The organism is Streptomyces dangxiongensis (genome assembly GCF_003675325.1).
GTDB lineage: Bacteria > Actinomycetota > Actinomycetes > Streptomycetales > Streptomycetaceae > Streptomyces > Streptomyces dangxiongensis.
Genome location: NZ_CP033073.1, coordinates 4,763,174 through 4,787,275 on the forward strand (window position 1 = coordinate 4,763,174; position 24,102 = coordinate 4,787,275).

Here is a 24,102-nt window from a genome sequence, read left to right on the forward strand (position 1 = left end):
CGCATCAGCTCCCGGGGACGGCGCCGGGGGCGCCGGTGCCGTAGGCCTGGACGCCGGCGGCGCGGGCCAGTTCGAGGTCGAGGGCCTCGCGCCGGATGCGCTGGTCGATGTAGAGGAGCACGGTGACGCCCGCGCTGATCGGGAGGGTGAGCGTGGTGCCGATGAGGGAACCGATCCCCCGGATGATCAGGAACGTCCAGCCGACGTGCCCGTTGCCGGTGGTGAGGTAGTCGTCCATGCCGTCGCCGCTCACGGCGGCGCCGATGGCGGCGAAGGGAATCGTGACGATCGCCGAGACGATGCCGGAGATGATCCAGGCGAGCGCCTGGATGCCGAGGACGCGCCACCAGGCGCCGCGTACCAGCTTGGCGGAGCGGCTCATGGCCTTCACGACGCCCTGTCGTTCCAGCACCAGGGCGGGCGCGGCCAGGTTGTAGCGGATCGCCAGCCACAGCGCGACGACCACGGCCACGAGAAGGCCGAGGGCGAGCAGCGCGGATCCGCCGGCGTCGCTGCCGCCGGTCTGCCGGACCAGGAAGCCGGGCAGGGCCCCGGCGACGAACACACCGGCGATGATCAGTCCGAGCAGGAGCAGCAGACCGGCCAGCCCCGGGAGCTGCGGCCGGGCCTCGCGCCAGGCCTCGCCGAAGCCGATGGGCTTGCCGAGCACGGCGCGGCTGGTGATGGTCGCGAGCAGGGCGGTGGCGACGACGATGGCGGCTACGGAGATCACCGTGACGATGCCCGAGCCGATCATCGTCTCGCGCAGGGCGCGGAACACGTCGTCGGGAGTGGCGGTGCGGCTGTCCAGGGACGTCCGGGCGAGGGTGTCGTCGAGGACGAGACCTTGCAGCACGACCAGGCTGACGTCCGTGATCAGGGCGACCGCCAGGGCGATGCCGAGGACCGCGCGCCAGTGCGTGCGCATGGTGGAGACGGCGCCGTCGAGGATCTCGCCGACGCCGAGCGGGCGCAGCGGGATGACACCGGGCTTGGCCGCGGGCGGGGGGCCGCCCCAGCCGCCGCCCCAGGCGGGGTAGCCGCCGGGGGCGCCGTGACCGGCGTAGCCGCCGGGTCCGCCCCAGCCGCCGGTGCCGGGGGCGCCGTAGCCAGCGGGGCCGTAGCCAGCGGGGCCGGGGGCGCCGGGGTGCCGGCCGTCCCGGCCGGGGCCGGGCGGCGGGGGCGGTGGGGCCTGCTCCGGGCTGGGGGCACCGGTGGGCGCGGGCCACTGGCCGGGGGGCGGCTGCTCCTCGGCCCAGGTCGCGCCCGGGCGCCGCGCCTTCGCGCCCGCCTGCGATGCGGAACCGGTGGGATCGGCGGGGCCGGAGGTGCCGGGGCGGGCGGCGGGCTCGCCAGGGCCGGACGCACAGGGTTCCCGCCCCTCGGGCGACGGGGCGGATCCGGGCGAGGCCCAGCCCGGAGTGTCTGTCATCGAAGCTCCTTCTCGGTGCCCATCCGCAGTCGCGGCGGCAGGTTGGCAGCCATCGTGCCATGGGCCGGTCATGGCAGGACCGGCCGCGGTAGGGGGTGGCCACCTTCAATTGTCCGCCGATTCCGGGGCAGACTGACGGCATGGCTGATCAGCAGGTGCGAACCGGTGAGGACAGGCGGCCGACCGAGATACCGGCGATCCGATGGGAGGAACCACCAGAGGGGCCCGTGCTGGTCCTTCTCGATCAGACGAGGCTCCCGGCCGAAGAGGTCGAGCTGGTGTGCACGGACGCGTCGGCGCTGGTGGAGGCGATCCGTTCGCTCGCCGTCCGCGGGGCGCCGCTGCTCGGGATCGCGGGGGCGTACGGTGTCGCGCTCGCCGCCGCGCGCGGCTTCGAGGTGGACGACGCGGCGCGGGCGCTCGAAGAGGCCCGGCCGACGGCGGTGAACCTGTCCGTCGGCGTGCGCCGGGCCCGGGCGGCGCACCAGGCGGCGCTGGCCAGTACCGGTGACCCCACCGCCGCCGCGGTGGCGACGCTCGCCGCGGCGCGGGCGCTGCACCGGGAGGACGCCGAGGGCAGCGTCCGGATGGCCGCGCACGGTCTGGCGCTGCTGGACGAACTGCTGCCCGCCGGCGGGCACCGGGTTCTCACGCACTGCAATACCGGCTCGCTGGTGTCCGGCGGGGAGGGCACGGCCCTCGCGGTGGCGCTGGCGGCGCACCGGGCGGGACGGCTGCGTCGGCTGTGGGTGGACGAGACACGTCCGCTGCTGCAGGGTGCCCGCCTGACGGCGTACGAAGCGGCCCGCAGCGGCATGGCGTACACCCTGCTCACCGACAACGCGGCGGGTTCCCTGTTCGCGGCGGGCGAGGTCGACGCGGTGCTGGTCGGCGCGGACCGCATCGCGGCCGACGGTTCGGTGGCGAACAAGGTGGGGAGCTACCCGCTCGCCGTGCTCGCCCGGTACCACCACGTGCCGTTCATCGTGGTGGCGCCGCTGACGACCCTCGACCCGGACACGCCCGACGGCGCGTCCATCGAGGTGGAGCAGCGTCCCGGCTACGAAGTCACCGAGATCGCGGCTCCGCAGGTGCCGGTGACGGGAGCGGGCGGCGGTATTCCGGTGGCGCCCCTGGGAACCCAGGCCTACAACCCGGCGTTCGACGTGACACCGCCCGAGCTGGTGACGGCCATCGTCACCGAGGCGGGAGTCGTCTCACCCGTGACGGCCGAGGCCCTCGCGGCGCTGTGCACCGGGTCGTGTCAGGTGGCGACCGGCTGACGGCGTGCTGCCGGCTGGGCCTCCGGGGAGCGCCTCCCGGGGCCCGGGCCAGGCCGCCGGAGCGGACGTCCGGCCCGTCGCGGGCCGGGGTCCGACCGGGTGACGCAGGGCCGGGGCAGACAGTGACGGCCCGGTACGACTATCGTCACAGGCCAGTGAGCCTGCTCACCTGCGCCTCTGTCGTCGTTACGAGAATGGGATGATGTCGTTTATGAAGGGACGAGTCCTTGTCGTCGACGACGACACCGCACTGGCCGAGATGCTCGGCATCGTGTTGCGTGGTGAAGGTTTTGAGCCGTCTTTCGTAGCCGACGGCGACAAGGCGCTGGCCGCTTTCCGTGAGTCCAAGCCCGATCTGGTGCTGCTGGACCTGATGCTGCCCGGACGGGACGGCATCGAGGTGTGCAGGCTGATCCGGGCGGAGTCCGGGGTGCCGATCGTGATGCTCACGGCCAAGAGCGACACCGTCGATGTCGTCGTGGGCCTGGAGTCCGGCGCCGACGACTACATCGTCAAGCCGTTCAAGCCGAAAGAGCTGGTGGCGCGGATCCGGGCGCGGTTGCGCAGGTCCGAGGAGCCGGCGCCGGAGCAGCTCACCATCGGTGACCTGGTCATCGACGTGGCCGGGCACTCGGTGAAGCGGGACGGGCAGTCGATCGCGCTGACCCCGCTGGAGTTCGACCTGTTGGTCGCGCTCGCGCGCAAGCCGTGGCAGGTGTTCACGCGTGAGGTGCTGCTGGAGCAGGTGTGGGGCTACCGGCACGCGGCGGACACCCGGCTCGTCAACGTGCACGTCCAGCGGCTGCGTTCCAAGGTCGAGAAGGACCCGGAGCGGCCGGAGATCGTGGTGACCGTCCGTGGCGTCGGTTACAAGGCCGGACCGAGCTGACATGCCCGGGGACAGTGCCGCTTCGGCCCCCGGCAGGTCCGGGACCCGTCCGGGGCGGCCTGTCGGCCGGGCGGCGGTGGGCGCGCGTTTCCGGCGGCTGTTCCAGGGCGGACTGCCGCAGGCCGGCGTCCAGGGCAGCCCGGTGCTGCGGCTGCTCCTGCGCTGGGTGCGCCGTCCGCTGCTGCCGGTGATGCGGCTGTGGCGGCGCAACATCCAGTTGAGGGTCGTCGCCACGACCCTGCTGATGTCGCTGGGCGTCGTCCTGCTGCTGGGTTTCGTCGTGATCGGGCAGGTGCGCAACGGCCTGCTCGACGCGAAGGTGAGGGCGTCGCAGAGCCAGGCCACGGGCGGGTTCGCGGTGGCCAAGCAGAAGGCCGACGAGGCGGCCGGCGGGACCGGTGCCGGTGACGGCACGGTGACCCCGGACGGGCGGCAGTCGCAGAACGTCATCCCGTGGATGAGCGACCTCGTGGAGTCGCTGTCCAGCGGCGGCGCGGGCGCCTTCGACGTGGTGACGCTGCCCGTCGGCGACGACAGCGGCGGCGGACGCAGCCCGCGCGGCTCCGGGAAGGTCAGCCCGACCTCCAGCGTGCCCGCGGATCTGCGTGAGCGGGTCAACAGCGGTACGACGGCCGCCCAGAGCTACACGCGGATCGTCTACTCCAACGGCAAGGAGTCCCAGCCGGCGCTGGTCATCGGCAAGCAGGTCAACGACCCCAACGGGCGGTCGTACGAGCTGTACTACCTCTTCCCGCTCACGCAGGAGGAGAAGTCCCTGAGCCTGGTCAAGGGCACTCTGGCGACCGCCGGGCTGTTCGTGGTCGTGCTGCTGGGCGCCATCGCCTGGCTGGTGGTGCGGCAGGTGGTCACGCCGGTGCGGATGGCGGCCGGGATCGCGGAGCGGCTGTCCGCCGGGCGGTTGCAGGAACGCATGAAGGTCACCGGCGAGGACGACATCGCGCGCCTGGGCGAGGCCTTCAACAAGATGGCGCAGAACCTCCAGGTGAAGATCCAGCAACTGGAGGACCTGTCCCGGATGCAGCGCCGGTTCGTGTCGGACGTCTCGCACGAGCTGCGCACCCCGCTGACCACCGTCCGGATGGCCGCCGACGTCATCCACGAGGCGCGTGAGGATTTCGACCCGGTGACCGCGCGGTCGGCCGAGCTGCTCGCCGACCAGTTGGACCGGTTCGAGTCGCTGCTCGCGGACCTGCTGGAGATCAGCAGGTTCGACGCCGGGGCGGCGGCGCTGGAGGCCGAGCCGATCGATCTCAGGGAGGTCGTCCGGCGGGTGGTCGGCGGTGCCGAGCCGCTCGCGGAGCGCAAGGGCACCCACATACGGGTGCTCGGCGACCAGCAGCCCGTCGTCGCCGAGGCGGACGCCCGGCGCGTGGAGCGCGTACTGCGCAACCTCGTCGTCAACGCCGTCGAGCACGGTGAGGGACGGGACGTCGTCGTCAGGCTCGCCTCGGCGGGCGGGGCGGTGGCCATCGCGGTGCGCGACTACGGCGTCGGACTGAAGCCCGGAGAGGCGACCCGTGTGTTCAGCCGTTTCTGGCGGGCCGACCCGGCACGCGCCCGTACCACCGGTGGTACGGGCCTGGGGCTGTCGATCGCCCTGGAGGACGCGCGGCTGCACGGCGGCTGGCTGCAGGCGTGGGGTGAGCCGGGCGGCGGCTCACAGTTCCGGCTGACGCTGCCCAGGACGGCGGACGAGCCGCTGCGGGGCTCCCCGATACCGCTGGAGCCCAAGGATTCGCGCCGCAACCGCGGCGTCCACGACGCCGGCCAGCTCCGCGGGAACGAGGAGAAGCGGGCGACGGTTCCGGTGCAGCAGGGTGGCGCGCAGGCGCCCGCGCTGCCGCCGCGGGCATCGATCGCGCCGCGGCTGGCCGCCGACAGTCCCGCCGCCGACCCGACCGCCCTGCCCGGCAACGGCGCGCGCGTGGTGCCCCGGCCCACCGGCGGCGCACGGCGTCCGGACGACAGACCGGCCGCCCGCCCGGCACCCGACACGGACACGGACCGGCCGGGCGCGGGCCTAGCGGATGCGGGCCGACCTGACGAGGGTCGATCGGATGCGGACCGGCCGGACAACGGCCGGCCGTCCACGTCCGCTTCGGGCGCGGCCACGCGGGAGGACTCGAACCAGCCAGGGGAGGCATTTCGTGGTCGCTGACCGCACGGGGGGCGCACGGCGGCGGCCTGGGCGCGCGGTGGCGTACGCCGCCCTGGGCATCGTGGTGCTCGCCGGATGCGCCTCGATGCCCGACAGCGGGGACCTGGGGGATGTGGAGTCCACACCACGACAGGACACCGGTGTACGGGTGTTCGCCATGCCGCCCGCCGAGGGCGTCGGTCCCGGCGAGATCATGCAGGGCTTCCTAGAGGCGCTGACCAGCGACGACCCCGGGTACGACACGGCGCGGAAGTACCTGACGGCGGACGCGGCGCGCGTCTGGCGGCCGGAGCGGTCGACGACGGTCCTCGCGAACGGCCCGAGCATCGCGACCAACTGCAACCCGGGAGGCCGGGAGGAGACCAACAGCGCGACCTGCGTGCTGACCGGCGCCCAGGTCGCCACCGTCGACGCGCAGCAGGCCTACCAGCCCGCCCAGGGCCCCTACCGTAAGAAACTGCACCTGACGAAGAACCCCAAGAGCGGGCAGTGGCGCATCGACGGGCTGCCCGACGGCGTCGTCATGGGCAAGTCGGACTTCCAGCGGAACTACACGTCCGTCGACAAGTACTACTTCGCCTCCAATACGGCGGTCGGATCCGGCGGGCAGCCGGTGGCGGTCGCCGACCCGGTGTTCGTACGCAGCAAAGTGGACCCGATGACACAATTGGTCCGCTCGCTGCTGCACGGTCCCACCGCGTGGCTCGGCCCGGTGGTCCGGTCGAGTTTCCCGACGGGTACGACGCTGAGGAAGGGCGTCTCCGGGCTGGCACCGGACGACCAGAACAGGCTGACCGTCCCGCTGAACCTCAAGACCTCCCAGGTCACGACCGGCAAGTGCACCGAGATGGCGACGCAGGTGCTGTTCACCCTGCGCAACCTCGTGCCGACGCTGGAGTCCGTGCAGTTGCAGGGAGCGGGCGGCGACCGGCTGTGCGAGGTGAGCGAGGAGCGCGCGGAGTCCGCCGCCTGGCACGGATCGGCCAGGCGCCCCGAGTACCTGTACTTCCTCGACGGCAAGCACCGGCTGGTGCGGATGCCGACCGGCAGCACCGGTACCGGTGCCGGCGCCGACCGGGTGCCCGGACCGCTGGGTGAGGGGGGCAACCGGTTGCAGTCGGTGGCCGTGTCGCGGGACGAGGACATCGCGGCCGCGGTCGGCGACCAGGGCGCGTCGCTGTACACGACTTCGCTGGCGGAGGGCGGTTCGCTGGGCGACCCGCTGGTGACCAGCGCCGGTGCGGCGCCGACGGAGCGGCTGGCCACGCCGAGCTGGGACGCCCGCGGCGACCTGTGGGTGGCCGACCGGGACCCGCGCCGGCCGCGGCTGTTCGTCCTCGAACAGGGCGCTGACAAGCCGGAGCAGGTCGCGGTCCCGGATCTGCCGGGCCGCATCACGGACGCGCGGGTGGCCGCCGACGGGACGCGGATCGCGCTGGTCGTGGAGAAGGACGGCAAGCAGTCCCTGGCGATCGGCCGGATCCAGCGCGACGACGGCACCGGGCAGGGCATCTCGGTGGACGGACTGCACTCCCCGGCACCGGACCTGGAGGAGGTCAGCGCCATTTCCTGGGCCGGTGACAGCAGACTGCTCGTCGTCGGCCAGGAGCACGGGGGCGTGCAGCAGATGCGGTACGTCCAGATCGACGGCTCCGCGCTCGACAGCCCGGCACCGGACGCGCTCCCCGGCGTGAAGGCGATCGCCGCCTCCGAGAACGAGCGGGTACCGCTGGTGGCCTACTCGGATGACGGGATCGTACGACTGCCGTCCGGCGCGCAGTGGCAGAAGATCGAGAAGGACGGGACGGCGCCGGCCTATCCGGGCTGAGCACGCGGGCCCGGCGACGCCGGCGAGGCGAAACGCGCGCCCGCCGGTGCACGCCCACACGTGAACGCACGCCGACGGGAATGACGCCCGCCGACGTGCGTGTGCGGCCGTGGTGTGCGGTGCTCCGCGTTGTCCACAGGGGGTTTTCCACAGGGGTGGCAGGCCGGCGGAGGCGTTGGCACAGTGGTGGGCATGCGGGGGTGGTGGCAGGACCTCACCGACCTGGTGCTGCCGGCCGACTGCGCGGGCTGCGGGGCACCTCGTACGGTGCTCTGCCCGCGCTGCCGGGCCATGCTGGAGGGACGCGTGGCGCGGCGGGTGCGGCCGGTGCCGGAGCCGGCCGGGCTGCCGGTGGTGCACGCGGTGGCGCCGTACGCGGCGGAGGTGCGGACGTTGCTGCTCGCCCACAAGGAGCGCGGCGCGCTGGCGCTCGCCGGGACGCTGGGCGCGGCACTGGCGGCAGCCGTGCGGGCGGGTCTTCGCGGACAGGCGGCCGGTGGCGGGCCGGGCGGCCGTCCGCGGCGAGGGCCGGTGCTGCTGGTTCCCGTGCCCTCCGCCCGGTGGGCGGTGCGGGCGCGCGGGCACGATCCGGTACGGCGGATGGCGCTCGCGGCGGCCCGGGAACTGCGGCGCACCGGAACACCGGCCCGGGTGGCACCCGTGCTGCGGCAGCGGCGGGCCGTGGCGGACCAGGCCGGTCTGGACGCGCGACGGCGCCTGGAGAACCTCGCCGGCGCCCTGGAGGTCACCGCCGGGGGCGGCCGGCTGCTGGGCGCGGGCCGTGTCGTGCTCGTCGACGACCTGATGACGACGGGCGCCAGTCTCGCCGAGGCGGCGCGGGCCCTGCGGGCGGCGACGGTATCCCGTCTCGATGGAAGGACGGCCGTGTATGCGGCCGTAACCCGGGAAGGTAGGGGAGAACGACGGAACGGTGCACGGGCGGAGGAGAGGAAGTGGGTGCTGGGTGCACCGGAAATGGTGGTACCGAACGCCCCCGGGCGGCTACTCCACGCCGCGGTGGTCGCCGCGCCGTGGGATTCTTTCGAAATGAACAGGAACTGACCGTCGACCTGCGTCGTTGCAGGTAGTGAGAAGGGTGTGAGACGGGTTATTCACTCCGACGGATGTACGTCGGAGTAGAGGGTGACGCCATCCGTCCGGGCGAGATATGTTCGGTTGAGAGGAAAGGCGCAGGCCACGCCTCTCATATCCGAATGCCGTGCTGCGGGATTTTCTCAATCACCCGCACCGGTGGGGTGGAGATCTCGTCCATGGGGGAGGAGGAGGTGGAAGTCACCGAGTCAGCGGTCCGGTGATCACCGGACCTGGTGCGAAAGGGAGACGCTCCGCCGAGACAGCGGAGCGATCCGGGAACGGAGTTCTGCGTGGACATCGTCGTCAAAGGCCGCAAGACCGAGGTGCCCGAGCGGTTCCGCAAGCACGTGGCCGAGAAGCTGAAGCTGGAGAAGATCCAGAAGCTCGATGGCAAGGTGATCAGCCTCGACGTCGAGGTGTCCAAGGAGCCCAACCCCCGACAGGCCGACCGCTGTGACCGAGTGGAGATCACGCTCCGCTCCCGCGGTCCGGTGATCCGGGCGGAGGCAGCGGCCAGCGACCCGTACGCGGCACTCGACCTGGCGGCGGAGAAGCTGGACGCCCGGCTCCGCAAGCAGCACGACAAGCGGTACTCACGCCGGGGCGCGCACCGGGTGTCGCCGGCGGAGATCGCCGACCACGTCCCGGACGTGGCGACGCTGGACGACAACGGCCTCCTCGTCCCGGCGGAGGAGCAGCAGGACGCGGTGCCGACCAAGAGGATCGGCCCGCTGGAGGTCAAGGGCGAAGGCCCCCTCGTCGTCCGCGAGAAGACCCACGTCGCCTCCCCGATGGCCCTCGACCAGGCCCTCTACGAGATGGAACTGGTCGGCCACGACTTCTATCTGTTCGTCGACGCCGAGACGAAGGAACCGAGCGTCGTCTACCGTCGGCACGCCTACGACTACGGTGTGATCCACCTCAGCACGGACCCGATGGTCACCGAGACGGACCCCCACGCGGCGGGTGGCACGCTGGGCGGCTGACCCGCCCGGCCTGAAGCTCGGCCGGTGCCCCTGGAGCGCCTGTGCGCCCCCAGGGGCACCGATGTGCGACCACTTCACGCCCCGCACGGCACCTCGGTGCCGCCCGGGCATGGAATCATGGCCGCACCGGCCCAACCGGTGGGCCGCTGCCTTGGGTTGGCGATGGCACAGGACCACAGGCCACAGCCTTCAGGGGGAGGAACGATGGCGGACACCTTCGGACCCATGCGGGACGGGGGCGCCGGCGACGATGTCATCGGCAGGGGCCCGGACGCGGACTCCGCACGCAAGGAGCCGATCAGGGTCCTGGTCGTGGACGACCACGCCCTCTTCCGGCGCGGCCTGGAGATCGTCCTCGCGGCCGAGGAGGACATCCAGGTCGTCGGCGAGGCGGGTGACGGCGCCGAGGCCGTCGACAAGGCCGCCGACCTGCTGCCCGACATCGTGCTGATGGACGTCCGCATGCCCCGGCGCGGCGGTATCGAGGCCTGCACCTCCATCAAGGAGGTCGCGCCCAGCGCGAAGATCATCATGCTGACGATCAGCGACGAGGAGGCCGACCTCTACGACGCGATCAAGGCGGGCGCGACCGGATACCTGCTCAAGGAGATCTCGACCGACGAGGTGGCCACGGCCATTCGCGCGGTGGCCGACGGGCAGTCGCAGATCAGCCCGTCGATGGCGTCGAAACTCCTCACCGAGTTCAAGTCGATGATCCAGCGCACCGACGAGCGCCGGCTGGTGCCCGCGCCCCGGCTGACGGACCGGGAGCTGGAGGTCCTCAAGCTCGTCGCGACCGGGATGAACAACCGGGACATCGCCAAGGAGTTGTTCATCTCCGAGAACACCGTGAAGAACCACGTCCGCAACATCCTGGAGAAGTTGCAGCTTCATTCCCGGATGGAGGCCGTGGTCTACGCGATGCGGGAGAAGATCCTCGAGATCCGCTAGCCCTGTCCGCTAGCCCTGTCCGAGCAGCACGGACAGTTCCCTGGTGAGGGGCTCGCGCAGCTCGGGCGCGTCCACGCGTTCCACGCGCACGTCCGTGCAGTTCACCCATATCGCCGCCTCGACGAGGGCCTGGGCGACCGCCGGGGCCGCCTTCGGGCCGTCCAGGGTGACCTGCTTGGCCACCAGGGTGTGGCCCTCGCGGGCCGGGTCGACCCGCCCGACCAGCCGGCCGCCGGCGAGCACCGGCATCGCGAAGTAGCCGTAGACCCGTTTGGGCCGGGGCACGTACGCCTCCAGGCGGTGGGTGAAGCCGAAGATCCGCTCCGTGCGCGCCCGCTCCCAGACCAGGGAGTCGAACGGCGACAGCAGCGTGGTGCGGTGCCGGCCGCGCGGCGGCGTGGCCAGGGCCGCCGGGTCGGCCCAGGCCGGCCTGCCCCAGCCCTCGACCTCCACCGGCACCAGACCCGAGTCGGCGATCACCGCGTCGACCTGCTCGCCCTTGAGGCGGTGGTAGTCGGCGATGTCCGCGCGCGTACCCACACCGAGGGACTCGCCCGCCAGCCGGACCAGGCGGCGCAGACACGCGGTGTCGTCCAGTTCGTCGTGCAGCAGTTCCTCGGGGATCGCGCGCTCGGCCAGGTCGTACACCCGCTTCCACCCGCGCCGTTCCACGCACACCACCTCGCCGTACATCAGCGCACGCTCGACGGCGACCTTGGTGCCCGACCAGTCCCACCATTCGCTCGTCCGCTTCGCACCGCCCAGCTCCGTGGCGGTCAGCGGGCCCTCCGCGCGCAACTGCTTGACGACCTGGTCGTACACGCCGGCCGGGAGGTCGTGGTTCCAGTGCGGGCGGTTGCGGTAGGCGCGGCGGCGGAAGGCGAGGTGCGGCCACTCCTCGACGGGGAGGATGCAGGCCGCGTGCGACCAGTACTCGAAGGCGTGGCCGTCCGACCAGTACGCGGCCTCCACGGCCTTGCGGCCGACCGCGCCCAGGCGGGCGTACGGCACGAATTCGTGGGAGCGGGCGAGGACCGAGATCGTGTCGAGCTGCACCGCGCCGAGGTGGCGCAGCACCCCGCGGACACCGGCACGCCGGTCGGGCGCGCCGAGGAGGCCCTGGGCCCGCAGCACGATCCGGCGGGCGTCGTCCGCGGTGAGGGTGGTGGTGGGGCGCGGGAGGGTCGTCATGCGTCGGACGATAGAGGGTGCCACTGACAACCCGCGCCGAGCTGTGGCTGCGTCACGAACGGGCGGGCAGGTAGGGGGTGGTGGAGGGCAGGCCGAGGTCCGAGGGGAGGAGGGAGCCGACCCAGCAGTCCCGGCGTACTCCCTTGTTGTTGAGGGCGGAGCGCAGGGTGCCCTCGACGGTGAAGCCCGCGTGTTCGGCCACCGCGCGGGAGGCGTGGTTGCCCACCTCGGCGCGCCATTCGACCCGGTCGACGCCGACCTCGGTGAAGAGCCACCGGCAGGCGGTGAGGGTGGCCTCGGTCGTGTAGCCGTTGCCGCGGTGTTCCCGGGCCGCCCAGAAGCCGATCTCGGCCGTGCCCAGTGAACGCATCGTCAGGCCGAGCATGCCGGCCAGTGCGCCGCCGGTGAGGAACACGCCGAAACCGAACATCGACGCCTGCGCCCAGCCGTCGGGCACGATCTGCTCGGTGAAGGTGAACGCGTGTTCGGGCAGATAGGGCGAGGGGATCGTCGTCCAGCGCTGGATGTCGGGGTCCTGTACGGCCACGTACACCGCGTCGGTGTCGGCGGGGCCGACGGCGCGGAGCACGAGGCGGTCCGTGGTGAGGGTGACGGGTCGCATCGCCCGATTCTGCTCGGCGCGCCGCCGGGTGGCCATCAGGTTTCGCGTTGTGTGACCGGGTGATCACGTTTCGCGCAAATCCCGGTCAGATGCGGCACTATCCGGCCGCCCCGTCCGTTGTTCCGGGTGAAGCAGCCGTCGCGCCGCCAGGCCTCCCGGCGCAGCCGGGTCCTCGCATACGATGGCCGTTGCTCAGTACGTCACAAGGAACCTCGACCGTCCCAGGCCCGACCGGCAAGGAGACCAGCCCCCGTGTCCGTCCTCTCGAAGATCATGCGTGCAGGCGAAGGCAAGATCCTGCGCAGGCTGCACCGCATCGCGGACCAGGTCAACTCCATCGAAGAGGACTTCGTCGACCTCTCCGACGCCGAGCTGCGCGCCCTCACCGATGAGTACAAGCAGCGGTACGCCGACGGTGAGAGCCTGGACGACCTGCTACCCGAGGCGTTCGCCACCGTGCGCGAGGCCGCCAAGCGTGTCCTCGGCCAGCGGCACTACGACGTCCAGATGATGGGCGGCGCCGCGCTCCACCTCGGTTATGTGGCCGAGATGAAGACCGGTGAGGGCAAGACCCTCGTCGGCACGCTGCCCGCGTATCTGAACGCCCTGTCCGGGGCCGGCGTCCACCTGATCACGGTCAACGACTACCTGGCCGAGCGCGACTCCGAGATGATGGGCCGCGTCCACAAGTTCCTGGGCCTCGAGGTCGGGTGCATCCTCGCCAACATGACGCCGGCTCAGCGCCGTGAGCAGTACGCGTGCGACATCACCTACGGCACGAACAACGAGTTCGGCTTCGACTACCTGCGCGACAACATGGCCTGGTCGCAGGACGAGCTGGTGCAGCGCGGCCACAACTTCGCCATCGTGGACGAGGTCGACTCCATCCTCATCGACGAGGCCCGTACGCCGCTGATCATCTCCGGCCCGGCCGACCAGGCCACCAAGTGGTACGGCGACTTCGCCAAGCTGGTCACGCGCCTCAAGCGCGGCGAGGCCGGCAACCCGCTCAAGGGCCTGGAGGAGACCGGCGACTACGACGTCGACGAGAAGAAGCGCACGGTCGCCATTCACGAGTCCGGGGTCGGCAAGGTCGAGGACTGGCTGGGCATCGACAACCTCTACGAGTCGGTGAACACCCCGCTCGTGGGTTACCTGAACAACGCCATCAAGGCCAAGGAACTGTTCAAGAAGGACAAGGACTACGTCGTCATCGACGGCGAGGTCATGATCGTCGACGAGCACACCGGCCGTATCCTCGCCGGCCGCCGCTACAACGAGGGCATGCACCAGGCGATCGAGGCGAAGGAAGGGGTGGACATCAAGGACGAGAACCAGACGCTCGCCACGATCACCCTCCAGAACTTCTTCCGCCTGTACAGCAAGCTGTCCGGCATGACCGGTACGGCGATGACCGAGGCCGCCGAGTTCCACCAGATCTACAAGCTCGGCGTGGTCCCCATCCCGACCAACAAGCCCATGGTCCGCCAGGACCAGTCGGACCTCATCTACCGCACCGAGGTCGCCAAGTTCGAGGCGGTCGTCGACGACATCGCCGAGAAGCACGAGAAGGGCCAGCCGATCCTCGTCGGCACCACCTCCGTCGAGAAGTCGGAGTACCTCTCGCAGCAGCTCAGCAAGCGCGGCATCCAGCACGAGGTGCTCAACGCCAAGCAGCACGACCGTGAGGCGCAGATCGTCGCCCAGGCCGGCCGCAAGGGCGCCGTCACCGTGGCCACCAACATGGCCGGCCGTGGTACGGACATCAAGCTCGGCGGCAACCCCGAGGACCTCGCGGAGGCGGAGCTGCGCCAGCGCGGCCTCGACCCCGAGGAGCACATCGAGGAGTGGGCCGCGGCCCTGCCGGCCGCCCTGGAGCGGGCCGAGGCGGCGGTCAAGGCCGAGAAGGACGAGGTCGAGGCCCTCGGCGGGCTGTACGTGCTGGGCACCGAGCGGCACGAGTCGCGGCGCATCGACAACCAGCTTCGCGGCCGTTCCGGCCGTCAGGGCGACCCCGGTGAGTCCCGCTTCTACCTCTCCCTCGGCGACGACCTCATGCGGCTGTTCAAGGCGCAGATGGTCGAGCGCGTGATGTCGATGGCGAACGTGCCGGACGACGTGCCGATCGAGAACAAGATGGTCACGCGCGCGATCGCGTCCGCGCAGGCCCAGGTGGAGACGCAGAACTTCGAGACGCGTAAGAACGTCCTGAAGTACGACGAGGTGCTCAACCGCCAGCGCGAGGTCATCTACGGCGAGCGCAGGCGCGTGCTGGAGGGCGAGGACCTCCAGGAGCAGATCCAGCACTTCATGGATGACACGATCGACGCGTACATCGCCGCCGAGACCGCCGAGGGCTTCCCCGAGGACTGGGACCTGGACCGGCTGTGGGGTGCCTTCCGGCAGCTCTACCCGGTGATGATCACCGTCGAGGAGCTGGAGGAGGCGGCCGGCGACCGCGCGGGCCTGACCGCCGAGTTCCTCTCGGAGTCCATCAAGGAGGACATCTACGCGCAGTACGCCTCCCGTGAGGCGCAGCTCGGCTCCGAGATCATGCGGGAGCTGGAGCGCCGGGTCGTGCTGTCGGTCCTGGACCGCAAGTGGCGCGAGCACCTCTACGAGATGGACTACCTCCAGGAGGGCATCGGTCTGCGCGCGATGGCGCAGAAGGACCCCCTGGTCGAGTACCAGCGCGAGGGCTTCGACATGTTCACCGCCATGATGGAGGGCATCAAGGAGGAGTCCGTCGGCTACCTGTTCAACCTGGAGGTCCAGGTCGAGCAGCAGGTCGAGGAGGTCCCGGTCGAGGAGGTCGTGCCGGTCGGCGAGGGCGTGCACGACACGGTGCCGGCGCAGGCGGGCGCGCGTCCCGAGATCCGCGCGAAGGGGCTGGACGTTCCGCAGCGGCGGGATCTGCACTTCTCCGCGCCGACGGTGGACGGCGAGGGCGGCATCGTCGAGCGTGACCTGGAGGACGAGGAGCCGGTGCGGTCCGAGTCGGACGGGCTGACGCGCGCCGAGCGCCGCCGGCAGGCGAAGGGCGGACGCCGCCGCAAGAAGTGACACCGCCGCTCGAACAGGGCCGGTTCCCTCCGGGGGGCCGGCCCTTTCGCGCTTGCGGTCCGCGTGCCGGGTGCCGGGTGCCGGGTAGTCCGCGGGGCAGGGGCGAGCGCGGCCTGTGATGACATCACCCGCACGCGCGCACTCACCCGCACCCGCGCGGTGCCTGTGACCGGGCGGTGCGGCTGCGAAGGGGCGCGTCGGCCGGCCGTACGCGCCCCTTCGCAGCGCAGGACTAGTGCGGCCCCGTTTCCACGGCTGTGCAGCGCCAGCGGAGGTCCTTGCCCCGTTCCAGGCGGAAGGCCAGGGCCCGCATCCTGTTCCCGGCGGTGACGCGGGCGAAGACCTCCAGCGCGCCTTCGCTGGGGACGTAGTAGCCGATGTCGTGGACGACCGGACGGGAGCCCAGGGTGCGCAGGGGGCTGTGTTCGGCGAGGCGGGCCAGGTCGTCGTAGGCGCGGCCCGCTGTGTGCCGGAGCATCCAGTGGACGGGCCGCTGACCGCTCAGGACGGCCAGCAGGCGGTCGGCGAAGAGGTCGGTCGGGCGAGGGGGCCGGGCGGCCGGCGCGGGCCCGGCAGCGGCCTTCTGCGCGCCGGTGAGGGCGGTTGCCGGCCGGCTGGGCGTGCGGGGCGGCGCGCCCCCGGGGCGTCGGGAGTCACGGCGGGTCGGCGGGCGGTGGCGCGGCCGGGGCTGGGCGGCGGCGCGGCTCATGACCTTGTTCATGGGGGGTCCCCGTTCGGGCGGGCAGGTGATACCGGTCGGTAACTAGTTGGTGGGGATCTTGTACGGCCCCCGGCGGGCACGGGCAAGGAGGTGACGGTGGGCGGGGCGGGGGCCGCCAGGTTCACCTATCCGAGGGAGGCGAGGTACCGGCGACCGCGTCAGGGGGCGGCGGGGGAGGGTGAACGGGCGTACCGGAGTGGACGCCCCGGCGGCGTCCGGCAGGGGCTCGAAAGGGGACGGGGCGCACGTATCCTGAAGGCCCGCCGGGAGACGCGCCAGCCGCTTCCTCCCGGGGCCCCAGCGGAGCCTTCGACCAGGAAAGAGCGGCCAGCATGCGCGTCTACGTCCCCCTGACCCTCACCGCTCTCGCCGAGGCGCACAGGACGGGCGAGCTGGCCAGCGGGCCCCTCGTGGCGTACGCCGTCACGCCCGCGCTGCGCGAGTGGTACCTCTCCGACGACATCGAGGAGCTGGAGTACGCGGCGCTCAGCCGTGCGGCCCTCGCCTCGCTGCGGCTGCTGGCGGCGGATCCGGACGCGGTGCGGCGCCGGGTCGTCGTCGCCGTCGACGTGCCCGACGGCGTCGCGGGCGCCGACCCCGACCGCGGGCTCGACCCGGCCGCCCTGGGCGAGGTGACGGTGAAGACGGCGGTGCCGCTCGCGAAGGCGGCTGCCGTGCACGTCGACGCGGACGACGCGGAGCGGGACGTGCGCGCGGCGGCGGACGCCCTCGACGCGGCGGACGGCGGGGACGACGACGCGCAGTTCGTGGTGGACGGGGCGGACGACCACGAGCTGCTGTGGTACGCCACGCAGGAGATCCCCAACCTGGTCGGACGGGCCTGACCTGCGAGGGAGTCGTGACTGTCAGTGGCGGCGGGTACGGTTCTCGACATGGGGACGCAGGGAAGCGCGCACATCGTCTGGGACTGGAACGGAACGCTGTTCCACGACAATGACGCGATCATCGGGGCGACGAACGCGGCTTTCGCCGAGCTGGGCCTCGCGCCGATCACGCTGGAGCAGTACCGGTCGCTGTACTGCGTGCCGGTGCCGAAGTTCTACGAACGGCTGCTGGGCCGGCTGCCGACGGGCGCCGAGTGGGAGCTGATGGACGGGGTCTTCCACCGGTACTACGCCGAGCACCGGGTGCGTTGCGCGCTCACCGAGGGTGCGGCGGAGCTGCTCGCCGGGTGGCGGTCGGCGGGACACAGCCAGTCCTTGCTGAGCATGTACGGGCACGAGGACCTGGTGCCGCTGGTGCGGGGCTTCGGGATCGAGGCGCACTTCCTCCGGGTCGACGGGCGTACGGGGCCGTCCGGTGGCAGCAAGGCGGAGCACATGGTGCGGCATCTGGAGGCGCTGACGGGGCGGGCGGCGCCGGAGCGGACCGTGGTGATCGGGGACGCGGCGGACGACGCGGTCGCCGCACGGCACGTGGGCGCGCGTGCCGTGCTGTACACCGGGGGCTCGCACAGCCGGGCCAGCCTGGAGGCGGTCGGGGTGCCGGTGGTCGACACGCTGGCCGAGGCCGTGGCGGAGGCGCGGAGGATATCGGCGTAGCCCGGCAGCGGTAACGGCCCGCCCCCGGGGGGCGCTGCCGGCGTACCCGGCATGAATGCCGGCCCACCCGGAAGCCGGGCTCATCCGGGAGCCGGGCTCACCCGGAAACGGCCCACCCGGGAGCCGGGCCCCCGGGGGCACGCGGTGTCGTCCGTCACTCCGGTGTGGCCGGTGCCTTCGTGCGCAGGATCTTCAGGAACTCCCGCATCCAGGCCGGGTGGTCCGGCCAGGCGCGGGCGGAGACCAGCGTGCCGTCCACGACCGCCTCGGTGTCCTGGAAGCCCGCGCCGGCGGCCTGCATGTCGGGTTCCAGCGCCGGGTACGCCGTGACCCGGCGGCCCTGGAGGGAGTCGATCGCGGCGGTGAGCAGCGGGCCGTGGCAGATCTGGGCGACCGGCTTGTCCGCGTCGAAGAAGGCCTTGAGGATCTTGCGGAGTTCGGGGTCGTTGCGCAGGTACTCGGGGGCCCGGCCGCCGGGGATGACCAGGGCCGCGTACCGGCCGGGGTCGACCTCGGCGAAGGCCAGGTCGGCGGGCCAGGTGTACCCGGGCTTCTCGGTGTACGTGTCGTAGCCGGGTTCGAAGTCGTGGACGACGAAGCGGAGGGTCTTGCGGGTGGGGGCCGCGATGTGGACGTCGTAGCCTTCCTCGCGCAGCCGCTGGTAGGGGTAGAGCACCTCCAGGGACTCCGCCGCGTCACCGGTGACGATCAGGATCTGGGTGGGCATGGTCGGCTCCTCCGGGCAGACTCCGGGCACACTGGCCACCGTGCCTCCGTCGGAGGCGCTTGCCAAGGGGGCCCGGCGCTTCTCAGGGTGCGTCCGCGTGCGCGGGGGCGCGACCGGATCGCCGGTTACGCCACCCGGCCGCGTACCGCCGCTGTGCAGAACGTCAAACTTCACCCCTCGGTTTTGTACACATACGGCTCATGACGGGTCCCGGGTAAGTGGCGATAGCCTTGTGGCGTGATCAGCGCGATATCTCGCGGGAGCGACGCCGCTCCCGCCCCGCGCCCGGGTTGCACGGAACACCTCCGTGACCGGGCGGCGATCGCCGATCTTCGCGGGCGGGACGGGGGCACCGGTGCCCCCAGGACGCCGAGGACGCTCCGGGACGCGGCGGTGCCGAGAGCAGCGTCACAGTCGACGGGCGTGCCGGAAATGGCCGAATACCCCCCACGAATCTCACCTCGCGGCATAGCGTCGTACCGGACCGGACATCCCGGGCCGTGGCGTCGAGCCGGGGGGAAAGAGACCGTACTTCCTTCTACGTCACGCAACGGCGCGCGACAGGAGCCAGAGGACAATGCAGACCAAGCTGGACGAAGCCAAGGCCGAGCTGCTCGAACGGGCCGCCCGGGTAGCTGAGAACAGCCCGGTCGGGGGGCACCTACCGACCGGGACGACGAGCGAGGGCGGCTCCGGCACCCCGGACGGCGAATCCCTGCTCACGTTCCTCCAGCGCTACTACCTGCACACCGCACCGGAAGACCTGGCCGACCGCGACCCGGTCGACGTCTTCGGCGCCGCGGTCTCGCACCACCGTCTCGCCGAGACCCGCCCGCAGGGCACCGCGAACGTCCGGGTGCACACCCCGTCCGTGGAGGAGAACGGGTGGACCTGCAGCCACACCGTGGTGGAGGTCGTGACCGACGACATGCCCTTCCTCGTCGACTCGGTCACCAACGAGCTGACCCGGCAGGGACGCGGCATCCACGTCGTCATCCACCCGCAGTTCGTGGTCCGGCGGGACCTGACCGGCAAGCTGATCGAGGTGCTGGCGACCCCGCCCACCGGCGACCTCCCGCACGACGCGCACGTCGAGTCCTGGATCCACGTCGAGATCGACCGGGAGACCGACCGCGCCGACCTCAAGCAGATCTCCGCCGATCTGCTGCGTGTCCTGTCGGACGTCCGTGAGGCCGTCGAGGACTGGGAAAAGATGCGGAACACCTCGATGCGCATCGCCGACGGCCTGGCGGACGAGCCTGCCCCCGCCGACCTGGCGAAGCCCGAGATCGAGGAGGCCCGCGAGCTGCTGCGCTGGCTGGCCGACGACCACTTCACCTTCCTCGGCTACCGCGAGTACCAGTTGCGCGACGACGACACGCTCGCCGCCGTGCCCGGCACCGGTCTGGGCATACTGCGTTCCGACCCGCACCACGCCGAGGAGGACCGGCACCCGGTCAGCCCCTCCTTCGAGCGGCTCCCGGCCGACGCCCGGGCCAAGGCCCGCGAGCACAAGCTGCTGGTGCTGACCAAGGCCAACAGCCGGGCCACCGTGCACCGGCCGTCGTACCTGGACTACATCGGCGTCAAGAAGTTCGACGCGGACGGCAACGTCGTCGGCGAGCGCCGCTTCCTCGGCCTGTTCTCCTCCGCCGCCTACACCGAGTCCGTGCGCCGCGTCCCGGTGATCCGCCGCAAGGTCGAGGAGGTGCTGGAGCGCGCCGGGTTCTCGCCGCACAGCCACGACGGCCGCGACCTGCTCCAGATCCTGGAGACCTACCCGCGCGACGAGCTGTTCCAGACGCCGGTCACCGAACTCCAGGCCATAGTGACCAGCGTGCTCTACCTCCAGGAGCGCCGCCGGCTGCGGCTGTACCTGCGCCAGGACGAGTACGGCCGCTACTACTCGGCCCTCGTCTACCTCCCGCGCGACCGCTACACCACCGGCGTCCGCCTGAGGATCATCGACATCCTGAAGGAGGAGCTGGGCGGCATCAGCGTCGACTTCACCGCCTGGAACACCGAGTCGATCCTGTCCCGCCTGCACTTCGTGGTCCGCGTCCCGCAGGGCACCGAGCTGTCCGAGCTGTCGGACGCCGACAAGGAGCGCATCGAGGCCCGCCTGGTCGCGGCGGCCCGTTCCTGGGCCGACGCGTTCGCGGAGGCGCTGACCGCCGAGTGCGGCGAGGAATACGCGGCCGAGGTGCTGCGCCGCTACAACAACGCCTTCCCCGAGGGGTACAAGGCCGACCACCCGCCGCGCACGGCGGTCGCCGACCTGCAGCACCTGGAGCAGTTGGGCGAGGACAAGGTCTTCTCGCTGAGCCTGTACGAGCCGGTGGGCGCCACGCCCGAGGAGCGCCGCTTCAAGATCTACCAGAAGGGCGGTTCGGTCTCCCTGTCCCAGGTGCTGCCCGTGCTCAGCCGCCTGGGCGTGGAGGTCACGGACGAGCGGCCGTACGAGCTGCGCTGCACCGACCGCACCACCGCCTGGATCTACGACTTCGGTCTGCGCATGCCGAAGTCGCTCGGCGGCTCCAGCAGCGACTACCTGGGCGGCGACGCCCGTGAGCGGTTCCAGGACGCGTTCGCCGCGACCTGGACCGGCCAGGCCGAGAACGACGGCTTCAACGCCCTCGTGCTGAGCGCCGGACTGACCTGGCGCCAGGCGATGGTGCTGCGCGCCTACGCCAAGTACCTGCGCCAGGCCGGCTCGACCTTCTCGCAGGACTACATGGAGGACACCCTCCGCAACAACGTCCACACCACCCGGCTCCTCGTCTCCCTGTTCGAGGCGCGGATGTCGCCGGAGCGGCAGCAGGCCGGGCTGGAGATCACCGACGCCCTGCTGGAGGAGCTGGACGCGGCCCTGGAGCAGGTGGCCAGCCTGGACGAGGACCGCATCCTGCGGTCGTTCCTGACCGTCATCAAGGCGACCCTGCGCACGAACTTCTTCCAGGAGGCACTCGGCGGCAAGCCGCACGAGTACGTGTCCATGAAGTTCGACCCGCAGGCCATCCCGGACCTGCCCGCGCCCCGCCCGGCGTACGAGATCTGGGTGTACTCGCCGCGCGTGGAGGGCGTGCACCTGCGGTTCGGCAAGGTCGCGCGCGGTGGTCTGCGCTGGTCCGACCGGCGCGAGGACTTCCGTACGGAGATCCTCGGCCTGGTCAAGGCGCAGATGGTGAAGAACACCGTCATCGTGCCGGTCGGCGCCAAGGGCGGCTTCGTCGCCAAGCAGCTACCCGACCCGGCCGAGGACCGGGACGCGTGGCTGGCCGAGGGCATCGCCAGCTACAAGACGTTCATCTCGGCGCTGCTCGACATCACCGACAACATGGTCGCCGGTGAGGTCGTGCCGCCGCAGGACGTGGTCCGGCACGACGGGGACGACACCTATCTGGTGGTCGCCGCCGACAAGGGCACGGCGACGTTCTCGGACATCGCCAACCAGGTAGCCGGCACGTACAACTTCTGGCTCGGTGACGCCTTCGCGTCCGGCGGCTCGGCCGGCTACGACCACAAGGGCATGGGCATCACCGCGCGCGGCGCCTGGGAGTCCGTGAAGCGGCACTTCCGCGAGCTGGGCGTGGACACCCAGTCCGAGGACTTCACGGTCGTCGGCATCGGCGACATGTCCGGTGACGTGTTCGGCAACGGCATGCTGCTGAGCGAGCACATCCGCCTGGTCGCCGCCTTCGACCACCGGCACATCTTCATCGACCCCACCCCGGACGCGGCCGTCTCCTACGCCGAGCGCCGCCGCCTGTTCGAGCTGTCCCGCTCCAGTTGGGCCGACTACGACACCACGCTGCTGTCGACGGGCGGCGGGATCTTCCCGCGCAGCGCCAAGTCGATCACGCTCAACAACCACATCCGGCAGGCCCTGGGCATCGAGGGGAAGATCTCCAAGATGACCCCGGCCGACCTGATGAAGACGATCCTGCGGGCGCCGGTGGACCTGCTGTGGAACGGCGGCATCGGCACGTACGTGAAGTCGTCGGCGGAGTCCAACGCCGACGTCGGCGACAAGGCCAACGACGCCATCCGCGTCGACGGTGCCGACCTGCGCGTCAAGGTCGTCGGCGAGGGCGGCAACCTGGGCCTGACCCAGCTCGGCCGCATCGAGTTCGCCCTGCACGGCGGCCGGATCAACACCGACGCGATCGACAACAGCGCCGGCGTGGACACCTCCGACCACGAGGTGAACATCAAGATCCTGCTGAACGGCCTGGTCACGGACGGCGACATGACCGTCAAGCAGCGCAACAAGCTGCTCGCCGAGATGACCGACGAGGTCGGCGTCCTGGTGCTGCGCAACAACTACGCGCAGAACACCGCCCTCGCCAACGCCCTGTCCCAGGCCAAGGACATGCTCCACGCCCAGCAGCGGTTCATCCGCCACCTGGTGCGCGAGGGCCACCTGGACCGGGCGCTGGAGTTCCTGCCCACCGACCGCCAGATCCGCGAGCGCCTCGGCCAGGGCCAGGGCCTGACCGGCCCGGAGACGGCCGTGGTGCTGGCGTACACGAAGATCACGGTCGCCGAGGAGCTGCTGAGCACCTCGCTGCCGGACGACCCCTACCTGCGCGGCCTGCTGCACGCGTACTTCCCGACGGCCCTGCGCGAGCGCTTCGCCGACGCGATCGACAACCACCCGCTGCGCCGCGAGATCACCACGACCGTGCTGGTCAACGACACGGTCAACACGGGCGGTACCACGTATCTGCACCGTCTGCGCGAGGAGACCGGCGCCTCGCTGGAGGAGATCGTGCGCGCCCAGACCGCGGCCCGCAGGATCTTCAGCTCGGCGCCGGTGTGGGACGAGGTGGAGGCCCTGGACAACCGGGTCGAGGCCGCCGTCCAGACCCGTATCCGGCTGCACTCGCGGCGCCTGATCGAGCGCGGCACCCGCTGGCTGCTCAACAACCGGCCGCAGCCGCTGCAGCTCGCCGAGACGGTGGAGTTCTTCGCCGAGCGGGTCGAGCGGGTCTGGCAGGAGCTGCCGAAGCTGCTGCGCGGCGCGGACCTGGAGTGGTACCAGCACGTGTACGACGAGCTGTCCGAGGCCGGTGTCCCGGACGAACTCGCCACCCGGGTGGCCGGCTTCTCCTCCGCGTTCCCGGCGCTGGACATCGTCTCGGTGGCCGACCGCATGGGCAGGGAGCCGCTGGACGTCGCCGAGATCTTCTACGACCTCGCCGACCGGCTGGGGATCACGCAGCTTATGGACCGCATCATCGAGCTGCCCCGGTCCGACCGCTGGCAGTCCATGGCCCGCGCCTCCATCCGCGAGGACCTGTACGCGGCCCACGCGGCGCTCACCGCGGACGTCTTCGCGGCGGGCGACGGCACCTCGACGCCGGAGCAGCGGTTCACGGCGTGGGAGGAGAAGAACACCGCGATCCTGGGCCGTGCCCGCACCACCCTGGAGGAGATCCGCGGCTCGGACTCCTTCGACCTCGCCAACCTGTCGGTGGCGATGCGCACGATGCGGACGCTGCTGCGGACCCACTCGTAGCCGTACGGCGGAGAGGGCGCCCCGGGCCGGTGACGGTCCGGGGCGCCTTTCC

General features: G+C 71.6%; 16 protein-coding genes. 11 read left to right on the forward strand and 5 right to left on the reverse strand.

Translation table 11 applies throughout. The features are described from left to right. Positions 1-4: 4 nt before the first annotated feature. The gene (locus D9753_RS21460) at positions 5-1,432 is read right to left on the reverse strand and encodes a glycerophosphoryl diester phosphodiesterase membrane domain-containing protein (RefSeq protein WP_121788459.1); all 1,428 of its coding nucleotides are present in this window, start codon (positions 1,430-1,432) and stop codon (positions 5-7) included. 140 nt (positions 1,433-1,572) lie between these two features. On the opposite strand from D9753_RS21460, the gene mtnA reads away from it, so the two are divergent. From mtnA to D9753_RS21495, 7 genes are all read left to right on the forward strand, one after another. Continuing rightward, the gene (gene mtnA, locus D9753_RS21465; protein WP_121788460.1) at positions 1,573-2,715 is read left to right on the forward strand and encodes an S-methyl-5-thioribose-1-phosphate isomerase; all 1,143 of its coding nucleotides are present in this window, start codon (positions 1,573-1,575) and stop codon (positions 2,713-2,715) included. Positions 2,716-2,914: 199 nt separating this feature from the next. Then, complete coding sequence (mtrA, locus tag D9753_RS21470) at positions 2,915-3,604, forward strand: two-component system response regulator MtrA (RefSeq protein WP_187279108.1); 690 nt, start codon at positions 2,915-2,917, stop codon at positions 3,602-3,604. Position 3,605: 1 nt separating this feature from the next. Then, positions 3,606-5,783: an MtrAB system histidine kinase MtrB gene (gene mtrB / locus D9753_RS21475; protein ID WP_240468236.1), complete on the forward strand. Its 2,178-nt coding sequence runs from the start codon at positions 3,606-3,608 to the stop codon at positions 5,781-5,783. Beyond that, on the forward strand, positions 5,773-7,611 hold the full coding sequence (locus D9753_RS21480; RefSeq protein WP_205614221.1) for an LpqB family beta-propeller domain-containing protein: 1,839 nt from the start codon (positions 5,773-5,775) through the stop codon (positions 7,609-7,611). The genes mtrB and D9753_RS21480 overlap by 11 nt, the downstream gene beginning before the upstream one ends. 192 nt (positions 7,612-7,803) lie before the next feature. After that, positions 7,804-8,673, forward strand: coding sequence for a ComF family protein (locus tag D9753_RS21485; RefSeq protein WP_121791213.1), 870 nt, complete (start codon positions 7,804-7,806; stop codon positions 8,671-8,673). 323 nt (positions 8,674-8,996) lie between these two features. Further along, positions 8,997-9,692 (forward strand): ribosome hibernation-promoting factor, HPF/YfiA family, encoded by a 696-nt coding sequence (gene hpf, locus D9753_RS21490; protein WP_240468237.1) that lies wholly within the window; start codon positions 8,997-8,999, stop codon positions 9,690-9,692. Positions 9,693-9,896: 204 nt separating this feature from the next. Beyond that, on the forward strand, positions 9,897-10,643 hold the full coding sequence (locus D9753_RS21495; protein WP_121788462.1) for a response regulator: 747 nt from the start codon (positions 9,897-9,899) through the stop codon (positions 10,641-10,643). A 9-nt stretch (positions 10,644-10,652) separates the two neighbouring features. Here D9753_RS21495 and D9753_RS21500 read toward each other — a convergent pair whose 3' ends face one another. Both D9753_RS21500 and D9753_RS21505 read right to left on the reverse strand, forming a co-directional pair. Further along, on the reverse strand, positions 10,653-11,834 hold the full coding sequence (locus D9753_RS21500; RefSeq protein WP_121788463.1) for a winged helix-turn-helix domain-containing protein: 1,182 nt from the start codon (positions 11,832-11,834) through the stop codon (positions 10,653-10,655). 52 nt (positions 11,835-11,886) lie between these two features. Beyond that, the gene (locus tag D9753_RS21505; RefSeq protein WP_121791214.1) at positions 11,887-12,456 is read right to left on the reverse strand and encodes a GNAT family N-acetyltransferase; all 570 of its coding nucleotides are present in this window, start codon (positions 12,454-12,456) and stop codon (positions 11,887-11,889) included. Positions 12,457-12,708: 252 nt separating this feature from the next. Here D9753_RS21505 and secA point away from each other — a divergent pair, with 252 nt between their 5' ends. Then, positions 12,709-15,519 (forward strand): preprotein translocase subunit SecA, encoded by a 2,811-nt coding sequence (gene secA / locus D9753_RS21510; protein ID WP_121788464.1) that lies wholly within the window; start codon positions 12,709-12,711, stop codon positions 15,517-15,519. Between the two features lie 232 nt (positions 15,520-15,751). Here the strand turns inward: secA and D9753_RS21515 are convergent, their stop codons facing one another. Then, a complete protein-coding gene (locus D9753_RS21515) occupies positions 15,752-16,240 on the reverse strand; it encodes an Rv3235 family protein (RefSeq protein WP_121788465.1) in 489 nt (162 codons plus the stop codon). A gap of 332 nt (positions 16,241-16,572) precedes the next feature. On the opposite strand from D9753_RS21515, the gene D9753_RS21520 reads away from it, so the two are divergent. Both D9753_RS21520 and D9753_RS21525 read left to right on the forward strand, forming a co-directional pair. Further along, the gene (locus D9753_RS21520) at positions 16,573-17,085 is read left to right on the forward strand and encodes a DUF6912 family protein (RefSeq protein WP_121788466.1); all 513 of its coding nucleotides are present in this window, start codon (positions 16,573-16,575) and stop codon (positions 17,083-17,085) included. Positions 17,086-17,133: 48 nt separating this feature from the next. Further along, positions 17,134-17,802 carry an HAD family hydrolase gene (locus D9753_RS21525; protein ID WP_121791215.1) on the forward strand — a complete coding sequence of 223 codons (669 nt, stop codon included), beginning with the start codon at positions 17,134-17,136 and terminating at the stop codon, positions 17,800-17,802. 154 nt (positions 17,803-17,956) lie between these two features. Here D9753_RS21525 and D9753_RS21530 read toward each other — a convergent pair whose 3' ends face one another. After that, entirely contained in the window at positions 17,957-18,529 is a 573-nt protein-coding gene (locus D9753_RS21530) for a DJ-1/PfpI family protein (RefSeq protein WP_121788467.1), read from the reverse strand. A gap of 577 nt (positions 18,530-19,106) precedes the next feature. Here D9753_RS21530 and D9753_RS21535 point away from each other — a divergent pair. Then, the gene (locus tag D9753_RS21535) at positions 19,107-24,050 is read left to right on the forward strand and encodes an NAD-glutamate dehydrogenase (RefSeq protein ID WP_121788468.1); all 4,944 of its coding nucleotides are present in this window, start codon (positions 19,107-19,109) and stop codon (positions 24,048-24,050) included. Positions 24,051-24,102 lie beyond the last annotated feature (52 nt).